At 38.8% G+C, this 25,033-nt stretch carries 24 protein-coding genes and 1 pseudogene; 24 read left to right on the forward strand and 1 reads right to left on the reverse strand.

The annotated features are described in order from the left end of the window. The first annotated feature begins 124 nt into the window (after nucleotides 1-124). From PZE06_RS17840 to PZE06_RS17915, 16 genes and pseudogenes are all read left to right on the forward strand, one after another. A complete protein-coding gene (locus PZE06_RS17840) occupies nucleotides 125-499 on the forward strand; it encodes an ATP-binding protein (RefSeq protein WP_275791705.1) in 375 nt (124 codons plus the stop codon). A gap of 312 nt (nucleotides 500-811) precedes the next feature. Next, nucleotides 812-2,242 (forward strand): ethanolamine ammonia-lyase reactivating factor EutA, encoded by a 1,431-nt coding sequence (eutA, locus tag PZE06_RS17845; RefSeq protein ID WP_275791707.1) that lies wholly within the window; start codon nucleotides 812-814, stop codon nucleotides 2,240-2,242. Nucleotides 2,243-2,267: 25 nt separating this feature from the next. Further along, complete coding sequence (locus tag PZE06_RS17850; RefSeq protein ID WP_275791708.1) at nucleotides 2,268-3,635, forward strand: ethanolamine ammonia-lyase subunit EutB; 1,368 nt, start codon at nucleotides 2,268-2,270, stop codon at nucleotides 3,633-3,635. A gap of 151 nt (nucleotides 3,636-3,786) precedes the next feature. Next, a complete protein-coding gene (eutC, locus tag PZE06_RS17855) occupies nucleotides 3,787-4,548 on the forward strand; it encodes an ethanolamine ammonia-lyase subunit EutC (protein WP_483314073.1) in 762 nt (253 codons plus the stop codon). A gap of 21 nt (nucleotides 4,549-4,569) precedes the next feature. Next, a complete protein-coding gene (gene eutL / locus PZE06_RS17860) occupies nucleotides 4,570-5,223 on the forward strand; it encodes an ethanolamine utilization microcompartment protein EutL (RefSeq protein WP_275791709.1) in 654 nt (217 codons plus the stop codon). 13 nt (nucleotides 5,224-5,236) lie between these two features. Beyond that, nucleotides 5,237-5,818 carry a BMC domain-containing protein gene (locus PZE06_RS17865; protein ID WP_275791710.1) on the forward strand — a complete coding sequence of 194 codons (582 nt, stop codon included), beginning with the start codon at nucleotides 5,237-5,239 and terminating at the stop codon, nucleotides 5,816-5,818. After that, nucleotides 5,815-7,272, forward strand: coding sequence for an acetaldehyde dehydrogenase (acetylating) (locus PZE06_RS17870; protein ID WP_275791711.1), 1,458 nt, complete (start codon nucleotides 5,815-5,817; stop codon nucleotides 7,270-7,272). Before PZE06_RS17865 ends, PZE06_RS17870 begins: the two co-directional genes overlap by 4 nt. 86 nt (nucleotides 7,273-7,358) lie before the next feature. Further along, nucleotides 7,359-7,643, forward strand: coding sequence for a propanediol utilization microcompartment protein PduA (pduA, locus tag PZE06_RS17875; RefSeq protein WP_095312896.1), 285 nt, complete (start codon nucleotides 7,359-7,361; stop codon nucleotides 7,641-7,643). A gap of 106 nt (nucleotides 7,644-7,749) precedes the next feature. Beyond that, nucleotides 7,750-8,511 carry a cobalamin adenosyltransferase gene (locus tag PZE06_RS17880; RefSeq protein WP_275791712.1) on the forward strand — a complete coding sequence of 254 codons (762 nt, stop codon included), beginning with the start codon at nucleotides 7,750-7,752 and terminating at the stop codon, nucleotides 8,509-8,511. 23 nt (nucleotides 8,512-8,534) lie between these two features. After that, a complete protein-coding gene (gene eutD, locus PZE06_RS17885) occupies nucleotides 8,535-9,164 on the forward strand; it encodes an ethanolamine utilization phosphate acetyltransferase EutD (RefSeq protein WP_275791744.1) in 630 nt (209 codons plus the stop codon). Nucleotides 9,165-9,169: 5 nt separating this feature from the next. Next, the gene (locus tag PZE06_RS17890; RefSeq protein ID WP_275791713.1) at nucleotides 9,170-9,811 is read left to right on the forward strand and encodes a hypothetical protein; all 642 of its coding nucleotides are present in this window, start codon (nucleotides 9,170-9,172) and stop codon (nucleotides 9,809-9,811) included. 1 nt (nucleotide 9,812) lies between these two features. Next, nucleotides 9,813-10,079, forward strand: coding sequence for a EutN/CcmL family microcompartment protein (locus tag PZE06_RS17895; RefSeq protein ID WP_275791714.1), 267 nt, complete (start codon nucleotides 9,813-9,815; stop codon nucleotides 10,077-10,079). Further along, nucleotides 10,076-10,228, forward strand: a complete 153-nt coding sequence (locus PZE06_RS17900) for a hypothetical protein (RefSeq protein WP_275791715.1) — start codon at nucleotides 10,076-10,078, stop codon at nucleotides 10,226-10,228. Before PZE06_RS17895 ends, PZE06_RS17900 begins: the two co-directional genes overlap by 4 nt. Further along, a complete protein-coding gene (gene eutH / locus PZE06_RS17905; RefSeq protein ID WP_275791716.1) occupies nucleotides 10,219-11,313 on the forward strand; it encodes an ethanolamine utilization protein EutH in 1,095 nt (364 codons plus the stop codon). Before PZE06_RS17900 ends, eutH begins: the two co-directional genes overlap by 10 nt. A gap of 15 nt (nucleotides 11,314-11,328) precedes the next feature. Continuing rightward, nucleotides 11,329-11,796 (forward strand): annotated as a pseudogene (locus PZE06_RS17910) (cupin domain-containing protein). Nucleotides 11,797-12,219: 423 nt separating this feature from the next. Continuing rightward, nucleotides 12,220-13,098, forward strand: coding sequence for a hypothetical protein (locus PZE06_RS17915; protein WP_275791717.1), 879 nt, complete (start codon nucleotides 12,220-12,222; stop codon nucleotides 13,096-13,098). A gap of 223 nt (nucleotides 13,099-13,321) precedes the next feature. On the opposite strand, the gene PZE06_RS17920 is transcribed toward PZE06_RS17915, so the two are convergent. After that, nucleotides 13,322-14,317 carry a LacI family DNA-binding transcriptional regulator gene (locus PZE06_RS17920; RefSeq protein WP_275791718.1) on the reverse strand — a complete coding sequence of 332 codons (996 nt, stop codon included), beginning with the start codon at nucleotides 14,315-14,317 and terminating at the stop codon, nucleotides 13,322-13,324. Between the two features lie 400 nt (nucleotides 14,318-14,717). On the opposite strand from PZE06_RS17920, the gene PZE06_RS17925 reads away from it, so the two are divergent. The 8 genes from PZE06_RS17925 to uxuA all read left to right on the forward strand — a co-directional run bounded on the left by PZE06_RS17925 (nucleotide 14,718) and on the right by uxuA (nucleotide 25,032). After that, entirely contained in the window at nucleotides 14,718-15,767 is a 1,050-nt protein-coding gene (locus PZE06_RS17925; RefSeq protein ID WP_275791719.1) for a TRAP transporter substrate-binding protein, read from the forward strand. A gap of 85 nt (nucleotides 15,768-15,852) precedes the next feature. Continuing rightward, nucleotides 15,853-16,332 (forward strand): TRAP transporter small permease, encoded by a 480-nt coding sequence (locus tag PZE06_RS17930; protein WP_275791720.1) that lies wholly within the window; start codon nucleotides 15,853-15,855, stop codon nucleotides 16,330-16,332. Between the two features lie 46 nt (nucleotides 16,333-16,378). Beyond that, the gene (locus tag PZE06_RS17935; protein WP_275791721.1) at nucleotides 16,379-17,674 is read left to right on the forward strand and encodes a TRAP transporter large permease; all 1,296 of its coding nucleotides are present in this window, start codon (nucleotides 16,379-16,381) and stop codon (nucleotides 17,672-17,674) included. A 77-nt stretch (nucleotides 17,675-17,751) separates the two neighbouring features. After that, nucleotides 17,752-20,151, forward strand: coding sequence for a glycoside hydrolase family 31 protein (locus PZE06_RS17940; protein ID WP_275791722.1), 2,400 nt, complete (start codon nucleotides 17,752-17,754; stop codon nucleotides 20,149-20,151). A gap of 116 nt (nucleotides 20,152-20,267) precedes the next feature. Further along, nucleotides 20,268-21,677: a glucuronate isomerase gene (gene uxaC, locus PZE06_RS17945; protein ID WP_275791723.1), complete on the forward strand. Its 1,410-nt coding sequence runs from the start codon at nucleotides 20,268-20,270 to the stop codon at nucleotides 21,675-21,677. 87 nt (nucleotides 21,678-21,764) lie between these two features. After that, entirely contained in the window at nucleotides 21,765-22,715 is a 951-nt protein-coding gene (locus PZE06_RS17950) for a sugar kinase (protein ID WP_275791724.1), read from the forward strand. A 96-nt stretch (nucleotides 22,716-22,811) separates the two neighbouring features. Further along, the gene (locus tag PZE06_RS17955; protein ID WP_275791725.1) at nucleotides 22,812-23,462 is read left to right on the forward strand and encodes a bifunctional 2-keto-4-hydroxyglutarate aldolase/2-keto-3-deoxy-6-phosphogluconate aldolase; all 651 of its coding nucleotides are present in this window, start codon (nucleotides 22,812-22,814) and stop codon (nucleotides 23,460-23,462) included. A gap of 493 nt (nucleotides 23,463-23,955) precedes the next feature. Next, a complete protein-coding gene (gene uxuA, locus PZE06_RS17960) occupies nucleotides 23,956-25,032 on the forward strand; it encodes a mannonate dehydratase (protein WP_275791726.1) in 1,077 nt (358 codons plus the stop codon). The last annotated feature ends 1 nt before the right edge of the window (nucleotide 25,033 follow it).

The following is a 25,033-nucleotide window of genomic DNA, read 5'->3' on the forward strand; positions in this document are numbered from 1 at the left end:
CGTGTGAAAAATGCGGAGGAGAAATGTATCCCGAGTATTACAAAGGAGTACACGGTATAGAGTATAAAATTTCGGATATTCGCTAGACAAAAAGGGACCGGGCGGTTTTTGCCCGGTTTTTCTTATGAAAAATTTGCAAGCTAGCTATACGGAAAATGACGAAATTCAACTGTTTTTCACATTTAATGAGGAATTTTTAATCGAGAGTGACAAAGCAACTGTCATTGCTTTAATTGTTAATGAATTAGTACAAAATTGTTATGACCATGCTTTTAAAGGATTGGAGAAAGGTGAAATCATCGTTGATGTTCAAAAACAAAATGAGATTGTAACGATCAATGTTCAAGATAATGGAGTAGGCTTTATATATACAGAAGAAATAGAAAAAAGCCTTGGTTTTTCAATTGTTCAAAGCTATGTAAGAGATAAGCTGCGAGGCAAATTAGGGATAACAAAAAGAGAAAAAGGTACTGATGTCTTCTTTAGATTTACTGTATAAAGAACATTCCAAAAGTTAATATGTAGATATATGACGCAATGTTGCGGCAGAAGTCCGAAAGCAAAGAGGCTTAAGGTTATAAGTTCTATTTCCGATTTGGAAATAGCTATAACTTTAAGCCTTTTTTCTTTCTAAACGATAATGTTGCTCAAACAGCTTTTGCCTCATTTTTTGTGAAATTTTTCTTTAGTGAAAGGTACTCTTGTTCTCGCATGCCAACACAACTGTTTCTTATCTTCCAAGTCGTGCTGGATGCGCAAAAATGTAATTGGAAAATGGTGTTCTTAGCTGGAAATAAGGGAGGTGAGCAAATTGAGTGAGAACATGTTAAGTGTGGGGATTGATATTGGCACATCTACTACACAATTAGTCTTATCCATGCTCACAATTGAAAACATGGCATCCAATTTTACTGTACCAAGGATCGTTATTGTTGATAAGCGAGTCATTTACAAAAGTGCGATTATTTTCACTCCGATTTTAGAAGATAACAGAATAGACATGGAAAAAATAGAAAGCTTTGTAGAACAGCAATATGCGGCTGCAGGAATACAAAAGGAGGAAATTCAAACAGGGGCAGTGATTATTACTGGGGAAACTGCCAGAAGAGAGAATGCCAATGAGGTGTTACGAGCATTAAGTGGTTTTGCCGGAGATTTTGTCGTGGCTACGGCAGGACCAGATTTAGAAAGCATTATTGCAGCAAAGGGGGCGGGAGTTCATAACTATTCACAGGAACACTCAACCTCGGTGATCAACATTGATATTGGAGGTGGGACCAGTAATCTAGCTTTCGTTCATAACGGAGAAGTAGTAGATACAGGGTGTTTAGACCTTGGCGGGAGACTAGTGAAAGTTGAGCGACAGACAAAAGAAATTACATACATCTCTCCAAAAATTCAAGAGCTCATTGACATAAAAAAACTGTCTATCCGATTAGGAGATACTGCAACCGAGGATAAATTAGCTCCCTTAATTGAGGAAATGGTCCAATTAGTCAAGGAGAGTGTAGGGATGGAGGTTCATTCTCCTTTTTACGAAAGATGTATTACCCATAAAGGGTTAAAAAGAAATCAAAACGCAAAATGCATATCCTTTACTGGAGGTGTTGCGGACTCTATTTATAACGATTATGAAGGAGACCCGTTTCTGTATGGAGATATAGGGATTATGTTTGGTGCGGCTATTCGTCAATCAAGCATTTTGAAAAATTTCACATTAGTTAGACCGGATGAAACGATTAGAGCAACAGTTGTGGGAGCAGGCTCGCATACAACCGAGATCAGTGGAAGCACGATTACGTATACGGGAGATTTTTTCCCAATCAAAAATATTCCTGTTCTGAAATTGACAAGCGATGACGAAAGACTGGCACCTGAAGAGTTTGGTGAAAGAATGAGAGAGAAATTGGAATGGTTTAAGGTTGATGGAAGGCTAGAGCATGTTGCCATTGCTTTACGTGGAAAACAAAGCCCTACTTTTAAGGAAATTGAAAAATTGGGGACAGGCTTAGCTTTAGGCATGGCAGAGTTAATGTCGAAAGAATCTCCGATTATTATCATTACGGAAGAAGATATTGGGAAAGTTCTAGGGCAAACACTCTTTTCCCAAACAGGTAATGAAGAAAAAGTGATATGCCTAGACGGAATAAAAGTAGAGAATGGGGACTACATCGATATTGGGAAACCGATAGCAAACGGAAAAGTGCTGCCGGTCGTGATTAAAACATTAGTATTTCATTAAACGAGGACTTGAGAGGAGGATTTCTGTGATTTTAAAAACGAAGCTTTTCAATAGAACATACCAATTCAAAACAATTAATGAAGTAATGGCGAAAGCAAATGAGGAAAAATCAGGTGATAAACTAGCCCAGATTGCCGCTGAGTCAGCAGAGGAAAGAGTCGCTGCTAAAGTAGTCGTCTCAAACTTAACATTAGCTGATTTACGTAATAATCCAGCGGTTCCTTATGAACAGGATGAAGTAACGAGAATTATACAAGACTCGGTTAATGAAAAAATTTATAGCGAAATTAAAAACTGGACGGTTCAAGATCTTCGCGAATGGATTTTAGATGAAAACACAACAGAGTCCATGATAAAACGTGTTTCTAGAGGACTTACATCGGAGATGGTGGCAGCAGTAACCAAATTGATGTCTAATTTGGATTTAATTTACGGCGCAAAAAAAATAAGAGTTACTGCCACAGCTAACACTACGATAGGGCTTGATGGAACATTGTCAGCCCGTTTGCAGCCAAACCATCCGACAGATGATCCAGATGGGATTATCGCCTCTATTATGGAAGGGCTAACGTACGGAGTAGGGGATGCGGTGATAGGCCTGAATCCAGTAGATGATTCAGTCGAAAGTGTATCAAGAGTTTTGAAGAGATTCGATGAATTTAAGTTTAAATGGGAGATTCCTACGCAAATTTGCGTCCTCTCTCATGTTACGACTCAAATGGAGGCCGTACGAAAAGGAGCTCCAACTGATTTAATTTTCCAATCCATTGCTGGTTCTGAAAAAGGGAATACAGCTTTTGGCATTAACGCCGAATTATTGGAGGAAGCACGCCAATTAGCTTTAAAAGAAGGAACGGCATATGGACCGAATGTTATGTATTTTGAAACCGGACAAGGTTCTGAGCTCTCAGCAAATGCACACCTCGGAGTAGACCAATTAACAATGGAAGCTCGCTGCTACGGACTTGCTAAAAAATTCGATCCATTCCTTGTTAATACCGTTGTAGGGTTTATTGGACCAGAATTTTTATACGATTCAAAGCAGGTTGTTCGTGCTGGTCTAGAGGATCACTTTATGGGGAAATTAACAGGAATTCCTATGGGCTGTGATGCATGTTATACAAATCATATGAAAGCTGATCAAAATGATATTGAAAACTTAGCGGTGCTTTTATCTGCTGCCGGCAATAACTATTTCATGGGAATCCCACATGGAGATGACGTCATGCTGAACTATCAATGTACTGGCTATCATGATACGGCTGCATTAAGAGAGTTGCTAGGGCTAAAGCCGATAAAGGAATTTGAGCAGTGGATGATGAACATGGGCTTCATTGATCAGAATGGAAAACTAACTTATAAAGCAGGAGACGCATCAGCATTCTTAGTATAGGAGGGAGGAAAAAATCGTGGTAAATGAAAATGAAATTAAAGCTTATATTGAAAATATATTAAGGGATATGGTTGGCGGAAGTGAAGAAGATAAGAAACTAGCAAATGCGGCTGTTGCGTTAAAAGACGAACAAAGTGAGAACGAGTGCGACATGGGATGCATTGATGACATTACTGAATTTGATTTGAAGAAGCAGTTGCTAGTTCCAGAACCGATGAATCGTGAGGGCTATTTAAAAATGAAAGAGATGACTCCGGCTAGATTGGGAGTGTGGCGCTCAGGACCTCGCTATAAAACAATTACATCGTTGCGTTTTAGAGCGGATCATGCTGCTGCACAAGACGCTGTCTTTTCATACGTCCCAACAGATTTTGTGGAGAAGAACGGACTTGTGCAAATTGAAACTCTTTGTAAAAACAAAGATGAATATTTAACACGACCAGACTTAGGAAGAGAGTTTTCTAAAGAAATGGTTGAGAAAATGAAAAAAGCCTGTGGCAAACCGAAAGTTCAGCTTGTGATTGGAGATGGACTAAGCTCAGCGGCGATTGAAGCCAATATGGAAGATGTTGTTCCAGCGATTAAGCAAGGTTTAAAAATTTACGGTATTGAGATTGATGCCATTTTATTTGTGAAACATTGCCGGGTGCCAGCAATGGATGTGATTGGTGAGGAAACAAATGCAGATGTTGTTTGTTTACTAGTTGGGGAACGTCCAGGACTTGTAACTGCAGAATCGATGAGTGCTTACATTGCATATAAACCGACGGTAGATATGCCTGAGGCGAGAAGAACTGTAATCTCAAATATTCACAGAGGTGGAACCCCGCCTGTGGAGGCAGGAGCTCATATAGCGGAAGTGATTAAAACGATGCTTGATAAAAAAGCTTCGGGTATAGATTTGAAAAAGTAGAGGACGGAGGAGAGAGGATAGATGAAGAACGAAAGACTGCAAGCAAATATCTTAAGCGTGAAAATCATCTCCAATATCAGTCCTGATATGGCCAAAGAATTGGATTTAAAACCATATCATAAAAGTCTTGGTCTCATCACAGCTGATACGGATGATGTAACTTACACGGCATTAGATGAAGCTACGAAAGCGGCAGATGTTGAGGTTGTTTATGCGAAATCACTTTATGCAGGAAGCGCCAACGCTTCTACCAAACTAGCAGGAGAAATAATTGGAATTTTGGCTGGTCCAAGCCCGGCAGAAGTGCGAAGCGGTCTTAGCGCGGCGGTGGACTTTATTGAAAACGGCGCTCATTTCATCAGTGCAAATGATGACAATTCGATTCCCTATTTTGCCCATTGTGTATCAAGAACAGGCTCCTATTTATCTCAAGTAGCTGGCATTAAAGAGGGGGAGGCGCTTGCTTATTTAATAGCGCCACCACTTGAGGCAATGTATGGGCTAGATGCAGCCTTAAAAGCGGCCAATGTTACGATAGCAGCATTTTATGGACCTCCATCAGAAACTAATTTTGGAGGTGGCTTATTAACAGGAAGTCAATCTGCATGCAAAGCAGCGTGTGATGCATTTGCGGAAGCAGTCCAATTTGTTGCAGAAAATCCAACAAATTATTAGGAGCTAAGAAAAAATGAAAACAACTTCTCTTGGGCTCATTGAGGTTAAAGGGTATGTAGGTGCGATCGAGGCTGTAGACGCAGCCTTAAAAGCGGCCAATGTTACTTTGTTAAATATGGAGAAAATAAGCGGCGGTCTTGTTACGGTGAAGCTTATAGGTGATGTAGCGGCAGTACAAGCAGCGGTTGAAGCTGGAGGAGAAGCGGCAAAAAAGGTTACGTTATTAATTTCTTCCCATGTTATTCCAAGAGTACATGAAGAAACAATGAATGTGCTTAAGCGTTCAACCTTCAAGCGTGCTAATGAAATAGAGCAATCGGAGCGTAAAGAAGCCGAATTGGAAGTAAAAGACGTGGAGGTAGCTATACCTGCTAAGCAAGATGAAGCGGAGCAGAAAAAAAGCCCTCGAAGCAATCCAGTTTCCAATGATTTTATCGCTGAACAAGAACTTGAAAGCCTAACGGTGGGAGAATTGCGAAAGTTAGCTCGCTCATTTCATTTAAAAGATGTCAGTCCGAAAGATATTAAGTATGGTAGAAAAGATTTTTTAATAGAAAAAATATTGGACCATTATCGAGAGGAGGAAAGTGAATGAAACTCAAGGATAGAGATTTGCTATCTATTCAAGAAACGCGAGATTTAATTGTCAAAGCCAATGCAGCTCAGAAAAAGCTGGCGCAGTTAAGTCAAGAAAAACTTGACCTTATTGTCAAAGCGATCGCTGATGAAGCTTTTGAAAATCGAGAAAAATTAGCAAAGCTTGCTGTTGTGGAAACCGGGTTTGGCAATTGGAGAGATAAAGTAATAAAAAATGCTTTTGCATCTCAAGCTGTTTATCACTCTATTAAAAATCTAAAAACAGTGGGAATTATTAAAGAGGATCCAAGCCAGAAGATAATAGAAATCGGTGTTCCGGTTGGGGTGATTGCTGCCCTAATCCCTTCAACTAATCCAACATCAACCGCTATTTATAAGGCGATGATTTCCATTAAGGCGGGGAATGCGATTATTTTTTCACCACACCCAAGTGCCTTAAATTGCATATTGGAAACAACGAGAATTATTAAGGAAGCTGCTGAGAAGGCTGGTTGTCCAGAAGATGCGATCAATTGTATCTCAAATGTGACACTGCAAGGAACGGATACATTGATGAAGCATGAGCAAGTTTCTTTGATTTTAGCAACAGGTGGTTCGGCTATGGTGAAAGCTGCCTATTCTTCAGGAACTCCAGCGATAGGGGTCGGACCGGGGAATGGCCCCGCGTTCATTGAGAAAAGTGCTGATATTCCACTAGCTGTCAAAAGAATTATCGATTCCAAAACCTTTGATAATGGGGTCATTTGTGCATCTGAACAGTCTGTCATAGTTGAAGAATGCATTCGTGAAGAAGTAATGGCTGAATTTATGAAGCAGGATGCCTATTTCTTATCCTATCCTGAGGGAAGAAAACTTGAGAAATTCATCCTTAGAGAAAATGGTTCGATGAATCCGGCAATCGTGGGTAAAACAGCGGAACAAATAGCTGACTTAGCTCAGATTTCAATTCCAAAGGGCACAAAAGTGCTTATCGCAGAAGAGACAAAGGTCGGGAAGAATGTACCGTATTCGCGAGAGAAGTTGGCTCCCATTCTAGCCTTTTATACTGAAAAGGATTGGGAAGCAGCGTGCGAAAGGTGTATTGAAATTTTGCATAATGAAGGAGTCGGCCATACGATGGCTATTCACTCACAGAACGAAGATGTCATCAGGGAGTTCGCTTTGAAAAAACCAGTTTCTCGGTTATTGGTCAATACTTCGGCTACTCTCGGCGGTATTGGTGCTTCCACAAGTCTTGTTCCAGCACTTACTTTAGGATGTGGAGCGATCGGAGGCGGTTCAACCTCTGATAATATTGGTCCATTAAATTTAATTAATATTCGCCGTGTTGCGTGGGGTGTCAAGGAGCTTGAAGACATCCGCGGAGATAAGAAGCCTGAGAAAATCGATGATCATCCTCATAAGGAACTTATCGAAAGAATCTTGAAGCAAGTGCTAGAAGAAATGAAATAGAAAGAAGAGATGATGGCTAAAGGCGTCACTTAGCCATCGTATCTTTCTTCATAAATGATTTTATTTGAAAGAGGAGGAAATTAAAAATGGCAAATGCAAATGCATTAGGAATGGTAGAAACGAAAGGTCTTGTTGGAGCAATTGAGGCAGCGGATGCAATGGTCAAAGCTGCGAATGTAACACTAATTGGTAAGGAGCAAATTGGTGCAGGTTTAGTTACTGTTATGGTTCGTGGCGATGTTGGTGCTGTAAAGGCCGCAACAGATGCTGGGGCTGCAGCTGCAGAGCGTGTAGGAGAACTCATTTCAGTGCATGTGATTCCACGCCCTCATACGGAAGTGTCCGCTATTTTGCCAAATGTAGAAGAGTAAGAAGCAGGGGCTGATCCGCTAGAAAAATTTCAGGTGAAAAAGCTTACTGATTCGCTCAAAAGCTTTTCTATCAGGATTAGCCCCCTTTCAAAAGGAAGTGACAAATTTGGCTGGACTACTCACGGAGAGTGAACTACGAAAGCGACTAAAAGGACAAGATCTAAAAGCCTTTAAAACGATTGACGTTCCGAAAGGGACAATTGTCACCCCTTCAGCTAAAGGTTTTTTGAGTGAGCATCATATTCAACTTAACTACATTGAGGATACTTCTGAAATGAATATAGAAGTGGAAGAGGAAGTACAAAGAAGCTCTCACTATAAATATACAACCCTTTATGGAGGGGTTTTGCAAGAAAAGCCAGAGCATATGACGTCTTTATACGGCAATGTTTTAGTATTTAAGGATCATAAACGAATTATTTTTAGAGGGAAGCTTGATTCGCTAGAGTCAAAAATCTTGGAGACGCAAACTTCGTTCCATGCATTAAAGTGCAAAAGATTAGTGGCAGATTTGCAAGAAATATTGGAATTTGTACGACAAATCTTAAGGTGTGAAGTACTGGAAGAAGAGCTGCAAGAGCTTTCCTTGCAGAATATGAATGAAGCGGAAATGCGAGAAATCTCCCATAACCCACAGAAATATTATGGCATAGACCACTTGATTCCTGATTATAAGATGGGTGAAGTTTTGGTGAGATTAAATACACTGCGAAGTACTACGCGTGAAACAGAGCTAGCGGCTTATGAGGCCTTTAAAGAGGAGACTGGTGAGGCAAAACGAAAGGATATTATTCTAGCTTTAAATCGCTTGTCGTCTTTATTCTGGATTATGATGCTTAAATATCACGCAGGGCAGTATAACTCGTAAGGAGGATGCTGTGATTGATCGAGATGAATACGGAAAGATTAATTGATACTGTCATTGATAGAGTTATGGAAAGGTTTATTGAGGTTGAAGCTTCAGGCCGACATGTCCATTTGAATAGAGAAGCAGTTAATCGGTTATTTGGAGAGAATTATAAGCTAACGAAGATTAAAGATCTTTCACAGCCAGGTCAATTTGTTTGTCAAGAAAGGGTAACGGTCATTGGGCCGAAAGGGAATTTAGAAAATGTAGTTATTCTTGGACCTGAACGACAGCATTCTCAAGTTGAAATCTCTTTAACTGACGCAGTATCGATCGGGCTCGATGTGCCGGTTCGAGAAAGTGGAAAGATCGAAAACACTCCTGCCATTACAATAAGGGCAGAGCGAAATGAAATAAAACTGCCGCAGGGGCTTATCGTTGCGAAAAGGCATATCCATATGAGCCCAGAAGATGCTGTTCGGTTTGAAGTTGAAGATCAGGAAACGGTACAAGTCCATGTTTTTGGGAAACGTCCGCTTATTTTTGATGATGTGCTCGTTCGTGTAAGTGCTCGTTTCCATACAGTCCTTCATATTGATTATGATGAGGCGAATGCATGTGGATTTTATAAAGGTACTTTAGGTCGGATCATTAAGAAAGAACCTAAAGGGTGATGATGATGGAAATGAATGATTTAGTTGAGCGATTGTATGAAGAAATCGTTAAAAAGCTAAAAAAACAAGAAGAGGCAAAGACAACGGTTTGCGTTGTTTCTTCTCCAGAGGAATTGGAGCTAGATGGAGACTTTAAAGAACAATACAATCTCGTGTATTTTGGCGAAGACATGAAAGATAGCGAGTTTGAGAGGATTATCATCCCTCGCTTATCCATCAAAATGTTGGCAAATCTCGCTAATGGAGTGAGCAGCACTCGTGAAGAAGAGTTTATTCTTACTTCACTTTTAAAAGGAAAGAAAGTTGTTATTCTGCGTAAAGGTGTCGAGTATTATGCGTACAAGCAGTCATCACCAGCACCATTATACAAAATATACAACGAATATGAAAAGAAACTCGAAAAATTTGGCATCTCTTTTGAAGAAGAGGGCTTGAATGTACAAATGGAGATTGAAAGGGATGAAGGGCAGTCGTCCGCAAAAGAAATTTACTTTTTTAAGAAAAAGCTCGTTACAGAGGCGGCTTTGCAGAAGCTGTATTTGCAAAATATGAAAGAAATTATGATTGATAAAAATAGCATTATTACGCCATTGGCAAAGGATTTTATTCGAACCCACCATTTAAAAATTATTGAAAGTGGGAAATGAAATGAAGGTTGGAAAAGTAGTTGGTAGTTTATGGGCAACAAGGAAAGACGAGAAATTAAATGGTCTGAAGTTTCTTGTCGTCAAACCTATTTATGGTCATGATAATGAGCTGCTTATTGCTGCTGATAATGCGGGTGCTGGAGTAAATGATTTAGTGTTAGTGACGACAGGTGGAGGAGCGAGAGCATCCCTCGAAAATTCCCAAACTCCAGTTGATGCAGTCATTGTAGGAGTAGTTGATTCTATCGAAATTGAAAATGAGGAATGATAAGAAACGAGCTGCGATCGAAGAAAAATTTTGAGGTCTTTCTCCAAGAAGTTGAACCGGCGATCACTTCAGATGCGAATATGTACCATCTCGTTCATCATCTGGAAAATCTCGAACAAAAAATCGGGGGAATCCAATTATGGGAATAAATGAAATTATCGTTTATTTAATGGTTATTTTTATGGTTATAGGTGCTATTGATAAATGTTTAAATGGCAAGCTGCGATTAGGAGAAAAATTTGAAGAGGGTATCAATGCAATGGGCTCCTTAACATTAGGAATGGTCGGAATTATTGTTATCGCTCCGGTGCTAGCTAAAGTATTGAGTCCGATCATTGTCCCGATCTATGGGTTTTTAGGTGCAGATCCTGCCATGTTTGCAACTAGTTTGCTAGCGATTGATATGGGAGGATACCAATTAGCTCTTGAAATGGCAGGAACGGAAGAGGCTGGTCTTTTTTCAGGTGTTATCTTAGGCTCGATGATGGGAGCAACGATTGTTTTTTCAATCCCAGTGTCACTAGGAATTATCAGAAAAGAGGATCATAAGTTTTTAGCTACAGGGATAATGGCAGGAATGATTGCAATTCCAGTTGGCTGTTTTATCGGAGGAATGGTAGCAGGGTTTTCAATCGGAATGATTTTGAGTAATCTAGTTCCGATCATTTTAGTAGCTATTTTATTGGCTCTCGGTTTATGGAAGATTCCAGAAAAAATGATAAAAGGATTTACGATCTTCGGACATGGAGTTGTTATTGTTGCAATACTCGGATTGGCCATTGGAATTATTCATGCTCTAACACCGCTTACACTTATCCCGGGTACTGCTCCAATTGAAGAGGGGATTGCCATTGTTGGTAGTATTGCCATTGTATTAGCTGGTGCTTATGTCATGGTAGAAGTTATTGTAAAGCTCTTTAATAAGCCTCTTATGAAGTTGGGAAAATTCCTTGGTATGAATGAGGTTTCTGCAGCAGGTATGGTTGCGACATTGGCAAATAATATTCCGATGTTTGCGATGATGAAGGATATGGACAATCGAGGGAAAATCATCAATGTGGCCTTTTCGGTGTGTGCTGCCTTCGTAATCGGCGATCATTTAGGGTTTGCGGCAGGTGTTGCTCAGGATATGATCTTTTCAATGATTGTTGGTAAATTAGTGGGAGGCGTCACAGCCATCATTTTCGCCATTTTTATTACTAACAATATGTATGGAAAACCTGAAAAAAATTAAGCGGAGGTGATCGATTTGCAAGCGCTGGATAAAGCATCGTTAGAAAAATTAGTAAGAAAGCTGATTGCCGAGCAGTTGGGTGGCAATGAAATTAACTCATTAATCGATAAAACCTCTGATCCAAGTGGAATTATATCTGTTCGTGTGCCTGATATTAAGGTGACTGAAGAAGATCGTCTTGACACAGGCAATAATCAGGACATCGTATATACAAAAGATTTATTTTCCTTACATGAAAGTCCAAGACTAGGCTGTGGAATAATGGAGATGAAAGATACGACGTTTGATTGGACGTTAAATTAAGACGAAATTGACTACGTTATTGAAGGTCAATTGGATATTATGATTGATGGCAGAAAAATGAGTGCTTCACAGGGGGAAATAATTTTCATTCCTAAGGGGAGTAAAATACAATTTTCGGTTTCAGGCTTTGCCAGATTCTTATATGTAACATTTCCTGCTGATTGGGCTAATCAGACATAAAAAGTCCAGCTTTACAAACAGGCTTTAATAAAAATGATGGCTGATAATGCTGAAGATTTATCAACACTAGCAAATGAACTAAATGAAACGGTGCAGAAGTTTATCCTCTAGCAAAAATATTAGAGGATGATGCTCTATAAGAAAGTAAGTACTATGGAAAGAAGAAGGATGCTGAGACATTTATGATGATGCCTTGGCATCTTTTTTGGCATTTTATTAGAACAAAACTAACTTTTTATTGTTGTTATCAGGTTTTATCGTTCACGATCTGTTATGAAAAAACGTTTGCATTAAATGATGAATATATCTTGAATTGTTCAGACGATTGTAACATTTTTTTGCTTATTTTTATCCGTATCTCTTTAAAAATTACTAAAATATTCCGATACAAAGGAAAAATATGTTTATTAGGGAGGATGAAGTATGGAAGTCCAATTTAGACCTGGATCAAATCATTATCCAAATATACAGCTTCGAAATGGCCATCATCAAAAACCGCAAATGTATACAGTCAAAGATACGAGCTTTGTACGTTATGACTCGTTGGAGCTCAGTTCAGTGACACCAACGAGAGAACTTCCTGAAGAAGCGATTCATCACGCAACCCCGCACTTTTTCTTTAATAGTGAAATTAATGCTTCGCTTGATAAGGTATTAGAAAATAAAAGTGAAGAAATAAAGCGAACGGTATATCAAATAATTGAGTTTAATATTTTTCCAACGAATATGGATTATAGTGATGAGGAAAGAGCAGCACTATTAGAATTAGGTCTATCACAAGCTGATTACCTGGCGGAGCATTATATGTCTAAAGGGGAATCATCGGAGTTTATGAAAACAATGAATCTATTGGCGGCTCTTTCAAAAACAAGGGAAGTTGATCCGAAAACAGGTACTGCGAGATATGCTGAACTGCCTCAGAGACCTGTTGGTGCACCGAGTGATTATATTTCAACTAAGGATTTAATGAAAAGGTTTGATCCGGAGTTGTATGGGAAATTACAAGCGGAATTGGAAAGTGGAGGCACCAATTTTGCTAGTATTCTTATTCAGTTTACACAAAAAGCAAAGGCTCACCCTGAATGGAGAGAACATTTCCTTTCAGAGCAAAATAGTCGAATGACAACGTTGGAAAATACAACGATTACGAACCGTTTTAAGGGGACAAGCACGGCTGATATTAGTGACTTTGTTACAGAAATGAAAGAAATAATAGAAAAGAGTCAGTTTACGAACAGTGATTATTTGTTAAAAAATTTACTGAACTTCTCCAGCAATATCAAAAAAAATCATATTGGCTAGCTTGGCCAACTTAAAGGTGTGGCTTTGCTTTTTTCAACCTTTCATCCGTAGGAACGTCAGCAACACCGATTGTGGACACACAGTTTCCTACAGATTTAGAGCATGGCAGAAGTCGGAGAGCAAAATCAACAAGTATAGAAAGGAGCAGGAGGAATATTCCCCTGCTCCTTTCTGTTGGCCGACAAAAGGCATCGAGTGCTTGATGTCTTTTGAAATGCAACTTTTACGATTTATTTTTCGTTCCAGCTTGTGCACATGATGTCCGTTCGACAATCATAGGTGTTAATGTTCGGTTTGATGGGACTGTTTCTGGATGATGAATATAACTTAATAGAGCTTCTACCATGTTTTGCGCAATCTCCTCTACAGGTACTCCAACACTTGTTAAAGGCACCTCCATAGTGTCCATTTGCGGAATATTGTCATAACTGATGACAGACATATCCTTAGGGATAATATAATTTGCCTGTTTCAGTGCATGAATAACGCCGGAACTAATATCATAACTAGTTCCGATAATGGCAGTAGGTTTAATGGATGATTTTAAAAGACGATTTGTTGCCATATAGCCGTCATACCACTCTAGGCCACCTGTGTTGATCAAGTTGTGGCTGCTGACTTTTAATCCGAAGTGTTTCATTGCCTGCTGGAATCCATGGTATTTTTCAATTTGTCTTTCATCAAGCGGACTAAAATCGCCCAAAAAGGCAATGTTTTCATGACCTAAATTATATAGGTATTCAACAGCTAGATACATTGCGTGGCGATAATTCACATCAATAATAGGAAACGCCGTATCTTTGCTTACTCCATAAGACACACTAGGCATGGGGAAAGAGGCTGGCATTTCGATATTATGATCGTTAAAGACGATGGCGCCATCCACCTGAAAGCGCTTAAACATTTCGATTGAATTATGAATGGAATTGATGGAAAGAATCATTGAATAGTTATTTTTACTAATCACTTCATTGAGCTTGGTTACTAAGGCGGAAGGTGCAACGCGTTCTAGTGTAGGCCAAATTAAACCGATGACATTCGATTGTTTCGTTACAAGTCGACGAGCGGCGTAATTTGGCTCATATCCAAGTTCTTTTGCTTTATTAATAATTTTCTCTTTTGTTTCTTGTTTAACAAGCGGACTATCATTTAGGGCCTTAGATACAGTTGAATAGCTAACACCTATTTGATTTGCGAGATCTTTTATTGTTATCGTCATATTCGTCACCAAGTTTTTATAGTTTTTATGTTACTAATATTACAAATAATAACGTTGTTAAAGCGAGTAATTAAATATGTTAATAGTATTATTTTTACAATAAAACAGGAAAATGTCAACGTTATCATTTGCGAAAAATACAATTTTTATTTAAAAAAAAGGTTGAAAAATAGTTTTTTATTCGATAGAATTGATTTTGTAATAACAACGTTGTTAATTTCGAAAGAAAACGGTTAAAAAATTAAGGCTATATGGTACTTTATTTTTTTACCATCAATGAAAGCGGTTCCTAATTGTGGCGAAATAGTGAATTTTACATGATTAATAGCTGCTTCCATTTCTATTGTAGTAACTATAGTCAAAATCTTCTTAACTTAACTCTATTAGAGGGGGCAATTTTATGAAAATGAAAAAATTATTATCTATCGCAGCAACAGGAGTATTATCTTTAGGTTTATTGGCAGCTTGTTCTTCTTCATCTGATAATACAAGCAGTAATGGTGGGAATGAAGGTTCAGATACGGATAGTGAAAAAGCTGTTTCGCTCCGATTGGCACATAACCAGCCTGAGGATCACCCAATTCATACTTCATTAATGGAGTTTTCGAAGCTAAGTGAAGAAAATTCAGATGGAAATGTGAAAATTGAGGTTTACCCAAATGGACAGTTAGGTCAAGAGCGTGACGTAATTGAACTTGTTAAATCAGGTACGCTTGATATGGCGAAAGTTAGTGCTGGTGCATTAGAGGCATTTGATGAGAACTTTACGATTTTCTCACTGCCTTATGTTTTCCAAAGCCAAGAGCATTACTACAATGTAATGGACAATAGTGAAGTAGTGAAAGAGATTTTTGAAGGTACGAGAGATGATGGTTTTGTTGGTATCGGTTGGTATGATTCAGGTCAACGCAGCATTTATACAGTGGACAAAAAAGTGGAATCTCCTGCTGATATGAGTGGGTTGAAAATTCGTGTTCAAGAAAGTCCAACTTCTATTTCGATGATTGAAGCAATGGGTGGAGCACCAACGCCAATGTCGTTTGGTGAAGTTTATACATCTCTTCAACAGGGTGTTTTAGACGGAGCTGAGAATAATGAGACAGCTCTAACAAATAATAAGCATGGTGAAGTATCTAAAGCTTACACATATACGGAGCATCAATATGTTCCAGATGTTTTGATTATTAGTACAAAAGTATTAGACAGCCTTTCAGAAGACCAAATGAAAGCGATTCAAGATGCGGCAACAGCTTCTTCTGAAAGTCATAAAGATGTTTGGGCAAAAGCAGTTGAAGAGTCCATTACAGCTTCTGAAGAAATGGGTGTAACATTCTATACTATTGATAAGCAGGCGTTCATCGATGCTGCAGCACCACTTCATGAGCAGTATAAAGCCAAGAGCGAAGACAACCAGAAGTTTTTTGATGATTTCCAAAGTTATATTAAATAAGTAGTGAATTCAATGGGCCTTTATTTTCCACCCTTTTTATAGGTGAAAAAAGGCCCTTAAAAATATTTAGGCAGGTGTCGGTCCTATGAGAAAAATCGTGGATGGGATTACAGCATTTTTAACATGTTCATTAATGATCATGATGGTCCTAGTTGCTTGTTGGCAAGTGTTTACCCGATTTGTATTAGGGGCTCCTAGTACGGTATCGGAAGAGTTTTTACGATACGCTTTAATTTGGTTGACGATGATTGGATCTGCTTATGCGTATGGAAAGAAGAAGCACTTAGCAGTAGTAATTGTTGCTAGAAGGATTCCAGAGAAGTATCAAATCTTTGTCAACTTGATCATTGAGGCGATGGTTTTAGTATTCATCGTGGTTATTCTCCTTTTTGGAGGTTCAAAAGCTTATCAAAATGCAGTCGGCCAAGTGTCATCCGCATTAAGCATCCCGATGGAGTACTTATATTTAAGTCTAATCGTATCAGGCGTTTTATTTCTGTTCTATTCTATCCTCAATTTAGCAGAGTATTTTAAGAAGCATAAAAATATTTCACAAGTTAGTTAAATCATAAGAGCAAAAGATAGATTCTATATATTAGGGAGTTGACACTATGGCATTACAGGCGGGGCTTGTATTAGTTCTTGTATTTATCATTATGCTTGTTCTAAGTGTGCCAATTTCAGTGAGTATTGTCATTTCTTCAATGGCAGCTATTTTAACCGTTTTGCCAATGGATATGGCGATCTTTACGGCCTCACAAAAAGTGGTAACAGGGCTTGATAGCTTTACCTTATTAGCGGTTCCTTTCTTTATTCTTTCAGGTATTTTAATGAATAATGGAGGAATTGCTGAACGATTAATTAATTTTGGAAAAATTCTTGTTGGAAGAATGCCAGGATCTTTAGCACATACCAATGTGATTGGGAATATGCTTTTTGGCTCACTTTCAGGTTCATCTGTTGCAGCGGCAGCGGCGATTGGTGGAGTAATGGGACCGTTGCAAAAGAAAGAAGGCTATGATCCGAAGTTCTCAGCTGCTGTTAACATTGCTTCAGCACCGACGGGATTGATTATCCCGCCAAGTGGAGTATTAATTATTTATTCTTTAGTAAGCGGTGGAACATCCGTTGCAGCTCTTTTTATTGCAGGATACTTACCAGGAATTTTATGGGGATTGGCTTGTATCATTGTTGGTTTTATTATCGCAAAGCGGAGAAATTATCCTGTTTCTGAACGAGTTCCTTTTAAAGTGGCAGTGAAAACGTTTTTAGATGCGATCCCTAGTTTAATGCTGATTGTGATTGTCATCGGTGGGATCTTAGGAGGAATCTTCACGGCAACTGAAGCCGCAGCTGTTGCGGTTGCCTATACGTTCCTGCTGGCAATGGCCTATCGAGCGGTAAAGTTTTCAGATTTACCGAAAATTATTATGGAGGCAGTTCAGATCACTTCAGTTATCATGCTCCTAGTTGCCGCTTCTTCCGTAATGTCATGGGTTATGGCGTTTACAGGAATTCCAACAGCTATTAGTGAGTTTATTATGGGGATTTCTGACAACCCGATTATTATTCTTTTAATCATAAATCTCTTCTTGTTATTCATTGGAACATTCATGGATATTACGCCAGCGGTATTGATTTTCACACCAATCTTCTTACCGATTGTAACAGCGTTTGGAATGGATCCAATTCATTTCGGTATCATGCTTGTTCTAAACCTGAGTATCGGGAATATTACACCTCCTGTTGGAAGTGCGCTCTTTGTTGGGGCAAGTATTGCCAACCTAGATTTAGAGGATGTTATTAAGCCAATGCTGCCATTCTATGCAGCGATAATCGTTGTTTTATTGCTTGTAACCTATATACCGCAAATTAGCATGTTTTTACCAAAATTAGCTGGATATTAACATGATTGAAAACTTGAATAGTTTATAAATACTTATTACACCTGCAATGATAGTTGACAATAAATAGAGGTGAGCACATGTCTTTAAGAGAAATATATCAATTTCGATTTTTAAATAGAAATAATAATACTCTTTCATTCCAGTTGGAGGATTCTGACATAACTGCAAGGGTATTTGTGTTAGAGCAGGATTTAATTCGAGTAATGATGACGAAAGGTGAGCGGCCTGAGGTTAAAAATACTTGGTTGGTCGCCCCAGGAATGGATGATGTTCCATTAAAAGGTCGAGACCGCTTCGATTTATCACCATTTTCGTTACCGGAGTATAAGGTTCAAGAAGGTGAACAGCTATTTGTTGTTGAAACAGAAGTACTTAAATTGCAAATCCAATTAGATGGATTTCAAATAACTTGGTTTGCTAAAGATGGAAGTGGAAATGTTCAACAAATCGCAGCTGATCGCTCTACACAAGCATACAATTTCGACGGTTCATTGGGAGAGGGAATCTTTCACTATTTACAGCGAACGAACGAAGAACAGTATTTTGGTTTAGGTGAAAAAGCAGGAGAAATGGATCGTTATGGAAAACGCTATAGAATGTTAAGTGTTGATCCAATGGGCTATGATGCTCAGTATACAGACCCGTTGTACAAGCATATTCCTTTCTATATTACGAGAAATAAACAATCAAATATTTCCTTTGGTATTTTCTATGATAATATGGCCCAAAGTATTTTTGATATGGGGAATGAAATGGATAATTATCATGGTTGGTATCGTTACTACCAATCTTTTGCCGGGGACTTAGATTACTATATTATTCTTGGCCCAGAGGTAAAGGATGTAGTAAAGAAATATTCTTGGCTAACCGGTAAAACGATTTTTGCACCAAAATGGAGCTTCGGTTATTCAGGGTCTACCATGACTTACACAGATGCGCCCGATGCACAAAATCAGTTGAAAAAATTTATTGCAAAATGTGAAGAACATGATATTATTTGCGATTCATTTCAACTCTCTTCCGGATACACATCAATTGGCGATAAACGCTATGTATTCAACTGGAATACGGATAAGTTTCCGGATGCGAAAGGGTTTATTAAAGAATACCATGAAAAAGGAGTTAGGCTTTGTGCCAATATTAAGCCGGCTCTATTAAAGGACCATCCAGCATTTAATGAGCTGAAGGAGAAGAAAATGTTCATTATGGATGGTGCAGAGGAACCTGAAATCGTGCAGTTTTGGGATGAAGTTGGCTCTTACGTCGATTTTACTAATGAAGAAGCCGTTCAATGGTGGAAGCAAAAGGTGACAGAGCAGCTTCTAGAGTACGGCATTGATTCGACGTGGAATGATAACAATGAGTTTGAAATTTGGTCGAAGGATGCAACAGTGAACGGATTTGGCGAAGAGAAAAGCTTTGAAGTTGTCCGTTCGCTGCAGCCACTTCTTATGATGAAAGCATCATATGAAGCTCAAAAGGAATATGCTCCTGAGGTTAGACCGTATTTAATTTCAAGATCTGGAAGTCCTGGAATGCAGCGTTATGTACAAACATGGTCTGGCGATAACTATACAAGCTGGAAATCGTTAAAGTACAACATTAAGATGGGTCTCGGATTAAGCTTATCTGGTATTTACAATATCGGTCATGATATTGGAGGATTCTCTGGAATGGCACCTGAACCTGAACTGCTCGTCAGATGGGTGCAAAATGGAATTTTCCACCCGCGCTTTACGATTCATTCATGGAATGATGACAAGTCGGTTAATGTCCCGTGGATGTACGAGGAGACAACTGGCTATATTCGCGATTTAATTAAGTTCCGTCATCGAATTACGCCTTATTTATATACAGCATTATACAATGCGCATGAAAACTATGAACCAATTTTACGCCCTACTTTCTATGAATTTGAACATGATGTAAAAACTTTTGAAGAGAATGACGATTTCATGTTGGGTGAAGCGATGCTCGTTGCTTCAGTAGTGGAAAAGGGACAAACGGAAAGACCGGTATATTTACCGAAGTATGAAGGCGGTTGGTATGATTACCATACTTCTCAATGGTATGAAGGAGGCCAAACGGTTACAGTTCCAGCGCCGTTAGATTATAATCCGTTATTGATCAAAGGCGGAAGCATTATTCCGATCAATGATGCTGATTCTTCGTTTGCGAATAAAGAGAAGGATGAAAGAGGCTTCTTGTTATTCCCTCACAAGGGAGCGGGAACTGCGTCTTACAAACTTTATGAAGACGATGGAATATCAGCTAACTATCAAGAAAATCACACTGTTGTTTCACTACAAATGAATACGGATCAGGAATCAATTCAAATAAGTTATCAAATTGAAGGGAACTACAAGCTTCCTTATGAGAGCATTCGTTTTTATTTACCAAAGCTTGAACAAAGAACATTATATGTCAATGGCCAACAAATCAAAAAAGCGGATGATAGCTATTCTGTAGTTTTGTAAACGATCGAAGCCTCAAGAGATGCTCAATCTCTTGAGGCATTAACGTTTTTCGCTGAGTGGAAAAATAAAATTGTTTACTTCAAGCAGCCATTTTGCAATGTTATGGAGGTTTCAACATGAAGTTTTTAACGGATGATTTTCTATTAAATACAGATAGCGCGAGGACGTTGTATCACGATTATGCAAAGAAAATGCCGATTTACGATTATCATTGCCATCTAAGTCCAAAGGAAATTGCTGAAGATAAGCGCTTCAATAATATTACTGAAGTTTGGCTGGCGGGCGATCATTATAAATGGCGTGCTATGAGAGCTTTTGGAATTGAAGAGAAATATATTACCGGCTCTGCTAGCGATAAAGAAAAATTCCAAAAATGGATTCAAACGATCCCTTATACAATGGGGAATCCTTTATACCATTGGGCTCATTTGGAATTAAGTCGCTATTTTAACTACAACGATGCCATTAAAGAAGAAAATTGGGAAGAAATTTGGGAGCATTGTAACCGGATCGTGCAGTCAGATGATTTTTCCGTACGGAAATTAATTAAAAAAAGTAATGTGAAGGTTATTGGTACAACGGATGATCCGATTGACACTCTAGAGTATCACAAAAAAATTGCAGAAAATAAGGAAATTGAAGCAGAGGTTCTTCCATCCTTCCGTCCTGATAAAGGTCTTGATATTCGCAAGCCAACATTTAAAGAATATATCATTCAACTAGGTGAAGCAGCGAATATCGATATTAAAGGCTATGAAGATTTTTTAAAGGCGCTTGAGCATAGGGTTCATTACTTCCATAAACATGGTTGCCGTATATCTGACCATGGGTTTGAGTATTTGCCATATCTTGAAGCGACTTTAGAAGAACTGAAAGCAATTTTTATGAAGGCGTTAAATGGGGAAACGATTACGAAAGAAGAAGAAGATAAGCATAAAACATCCACAATGAAATTTCTAGGTGAACAGTATTATAAACATGGCTGGGCTATGCAATTGCATATCGGGCCGATTCGAAACAACAATACAAAAATGTTTCATCAATTGGGGCCTGATGCTGGTTTTGACTCCATCAATGATTTTGAGCTAGCTCGCCCGCTTAATCGGTTTTTAGATAGCTTGGAAATGAACCATTCATTACCGAAGACAATCGTCTATACGTTAAACCCTATGCATAATGAGTTAATTGCTAGCACTATTGGAAACTTCCAGTCTAGTGAAATGAAGGGGAAGATCCAATTTGGAACCGGCTGGTGGTACAATGACCAAAAAGAAGGCATGATTGAGCAGATGAAGGCCCTTGCTAATGCCGGTCTCTTAAGCTTGTTTGTTGGTATGTTAACTGATTCAAGAAGCTTTCTATCTTATACGAGACATGAATATTTCCGCAGAATTCTTTGCCAGTTGTTTGGAAACTGGATTGAAGAGGGAGAACTGCCTCGTGATTATGAATTTATCGGTAAAATTGTGCAGGATATTTCATTTAATAATGCAAATAGTTATTTTTCAACAGAGCGTGAAAAGTAAGTAGAAGACTTTTATATGAAATGCTCCCCGATATGAGCGATGCGAATTGTTCAGAAATACTACAATTAATTCGTGAGGTAGATATTTATGAAGAAAAAAATTATTACAATTGGAGAGGCGATGGGTTTATTTGTCGCAGATGAAATAGGACAGCTTGAAGATGTAAAAAAATTCACAAGGTCGATTGCCGGCGCTGAACTAAATGTAAGTGTGGGGTTAGCTAGGTTAGAACATGATGTCTATTATGCGACACAAGTGGGAGATGACCCGCTTGGACGATCAATTAAAAAGTATATTGAACAAGAAAAGATTCATAGTGACTTTGTTTTTAAGAATGCTCAATACTTAACAGGGCTACAAATCAAAGAAAAAGTAGCGACAGGCGATCCGCATGTGGCAAACTTTCGAAAAAATAGTGCGGCGACAAAGTTGAAGCTTGAAATGTTTGAAAGTGTAAATTTCTCAACCTTTGATTTTATCCATCTTAGTGGAGTGTTTTTAGCATTATCACCTGAAACAAAGGCTGTCTCCCATTTTTTTGCGGAGGAAGGCAGAAAGAATGGTGCATGCATTACCTTTGATCCAAATCTTCGCCCTCATTTATGGAAGAGTGAAGAAGATATGGTACACAACATAAATGAACTAGCGGCTAAATGTGATGTTGTTCTCCCTGGTATTTCCGAAGGGAAAATTCTTACCGGCTACACCGAACCAGAAGAGATTGCTGATTTCTACCTAACAGGTAATACGAAGCTTGTTGTCATTAAATTAGGTGAAAAGGGTGCCTTTGTTAAGGGCAATGACATGCCTGGCACATACATTAAAGGCTTTAAGGTCGATAGAATTGTTGATACGGTAGGAGCAGGGGATGGATTTGCAGTTGGGATCGTAAGTGGTTTAGCAGAGGGTTTATCAATTGAAAATACGGTCATTCGTGGCAATGCAATCGGGGCTATTCAGCTTCAATCGCCAAGTGATAATGAAGGTTTGCCAACGCGGGAGGTGTTAGAAAAGTTTATTCAAGCCTCTGGAAAATAAGAGAGTAGTTAAAAAGACTTTTTAGGCAACCAAGTATCATTGCTCAATTTATCACATGGAAATATTTGATTATTTTTAGAAAGGTAGGACGAACCAATGAAAAAACTGAACACATTGCAACAAATCGCTGATAAAGGAGTAGTAGCAGTAATCCGCGCTGATTCTTCTGAGGAGGCCATTCTTATTTCAAGGGCTTGTATAGAAGGTGGAGTTACTTGTGTCGAGATCACGTATACGACACCAGACGCTGATGCTGTTATCAAAACTCTAGTAGCTGAATACAAAAATGATCCGACAGTAGTAGTAGGTGCAGGTACTGTATTAGATGAAACAACAGCAAGACTAGCGATTATGGCAGGTTCTGAGTTTGTTGTCAGTCCAGCTTTTAATAAGGAAGTCGCCCTTTTATGCAATCTCTATGCGATCCCATATATGCCAGGCTGTATAACTATCAAGGAAATGCAGGAAGCGCTCACCTTTGGTGCTGATGTAATTAAGCTTTTCCCAGGAAGCGCAGTGGGACCTGACTTTGTAAAGGCAGTTAAAGCGCCGTTACCTCAAGTGAATATTATGCCAACAGGCGGAGTCAGTTTAAATAATATTCAGGAATGGATCCATAATGGCTGTGTTGCCGTTGGGATTGGCGGGAATTTAGTCAATGCGGCAAAGGCGGATGGAGATTATACGAAAGTAACAGCATTAGCTCGTCAGTACGTTGATAAGGTAAGATTGGCGAGACAGTCATAAAAAGATTTGCATGTTCATGTTGGTGTGAAACGGAGGCTCAGGGGGAAGTTGGAAAATATGGCTGTGTTTGTACAAGAACACGATTCTTCCTGTTGGGCTTTCCTGCTCCATCAACATCACCGCAGCATGTGTAAATATATTTCCTTGCCTCTTTTTGAGATTCCTCCTATGAGCATCATTTTCAGCCAATCAGTCATGAAACCCACTTAAAACAACCAAATATGGATGCGGTTTCAGACCGTTTGTTTTGCAACAAAAATCTAGTATACATGATTAAGTCATATATACAATTTAGTCATCTAAAGCAAACATCTATGAATAACTTTGAAAACAATTATTTAAGAGTTGACAAGTGATTCAGGATGACTTAAGATTTAATTGTATCTTGTATACAAGAATGTGAGGATTTATTTTTGATAAAGTGATTACCTAGGAAAAACTTGTATGCATTTCTATAGGAAATCGTGATAATACATTTAAGGAGTGGAATTGGATGAACATGTCATGGAGATGGTATGGTGAAGGCAATGACTCAATTACGCTTGATCATATTCGCCAAATACCAGGAGTAAAGGGAATTGTATGGTCTTTACATGATAAGGTCGCTGGTGAAGAATGGGAAATGGAAAGAATCCAAGAAGTTGCGGATCAAATTCGTAGCAAGGGTTTTAGTCCAGAAGTGGTTGAAAGCGTAAACGTTCACGATGATATAAAAATTGGTTTGCCAAGCAGAGATAAGTATATTGATATTTATATTGATACGATTAAAAAACTATCAAAAGTCGGCGTAAAGGTTATTTGCTACAACTTCATGCCGGTATTTGATTGGACAAGAACGGATTTATATAAAGAGCTTCCTGATGGTTCAAATGCATTATTTTATGAAAAAGCGGCTATTACTGATGATCCAAAGGAAATGGTTGCCCGAATTCTTGAAGGTGCCGGTGAGTTTACAATGCCAGGCTGGGAACCAGAGCGTTTAGAAAAGCTTGATGATTTGTTCAAAGCATATGAAGGAGTAACGGAAGATATCCTTTTTGATAACTTAAAATATTTCCTTGAACGAATTATTCCAGTTTGCGAAGAGTACGATGTGAAAATGGCCATCCATCCTGACGATCCAGCTTGGCCGATTTTTGGACTGCCACGTATTATCCGCAACAGAGATTATATTCGCAGATTCCTTGATTTAGTAGATAGTCCTTACAATGGTTTAACTTTCTGCACAGGCTCATTAGGCTCTAATCCAGCCAATGATTTACCGGCGATGATTCGCGAATTCCATGATCGCATTCATTTCGCGCATATCCGCAATGTAAAAGTTTTTGAAAACGGCGATTTCATTGAAGTATCTCACCGTGGACAAGACGGTAGTGTTGATGTTTATGAATGTCTTAAAGCATATCACGATAATGGCTTTACTGGATTCATTCGCCCTGACCATGGTCGTCATCTATGGGGAGAGGAAAAGCACTGCCGCCCTGGATATGGCTTGTACGACAGAGCATTAGGCATTATGTACATGCTGGGAGTATGGGACAGTCTTGAAAAGAGAAAGGCAGGAAATTAAG

The organism is Robertmurraya sp. DFI.2.37 (genome assembly GCF_029211245.1).
In the GTDB taxonomy this organism is placed as follows: domain Bacteria; phylum Bacillota; class Bacilli; order Bacillales; family Cytobacillaceae; genus Robertmurraya; species Robertmurraya methanolica_A.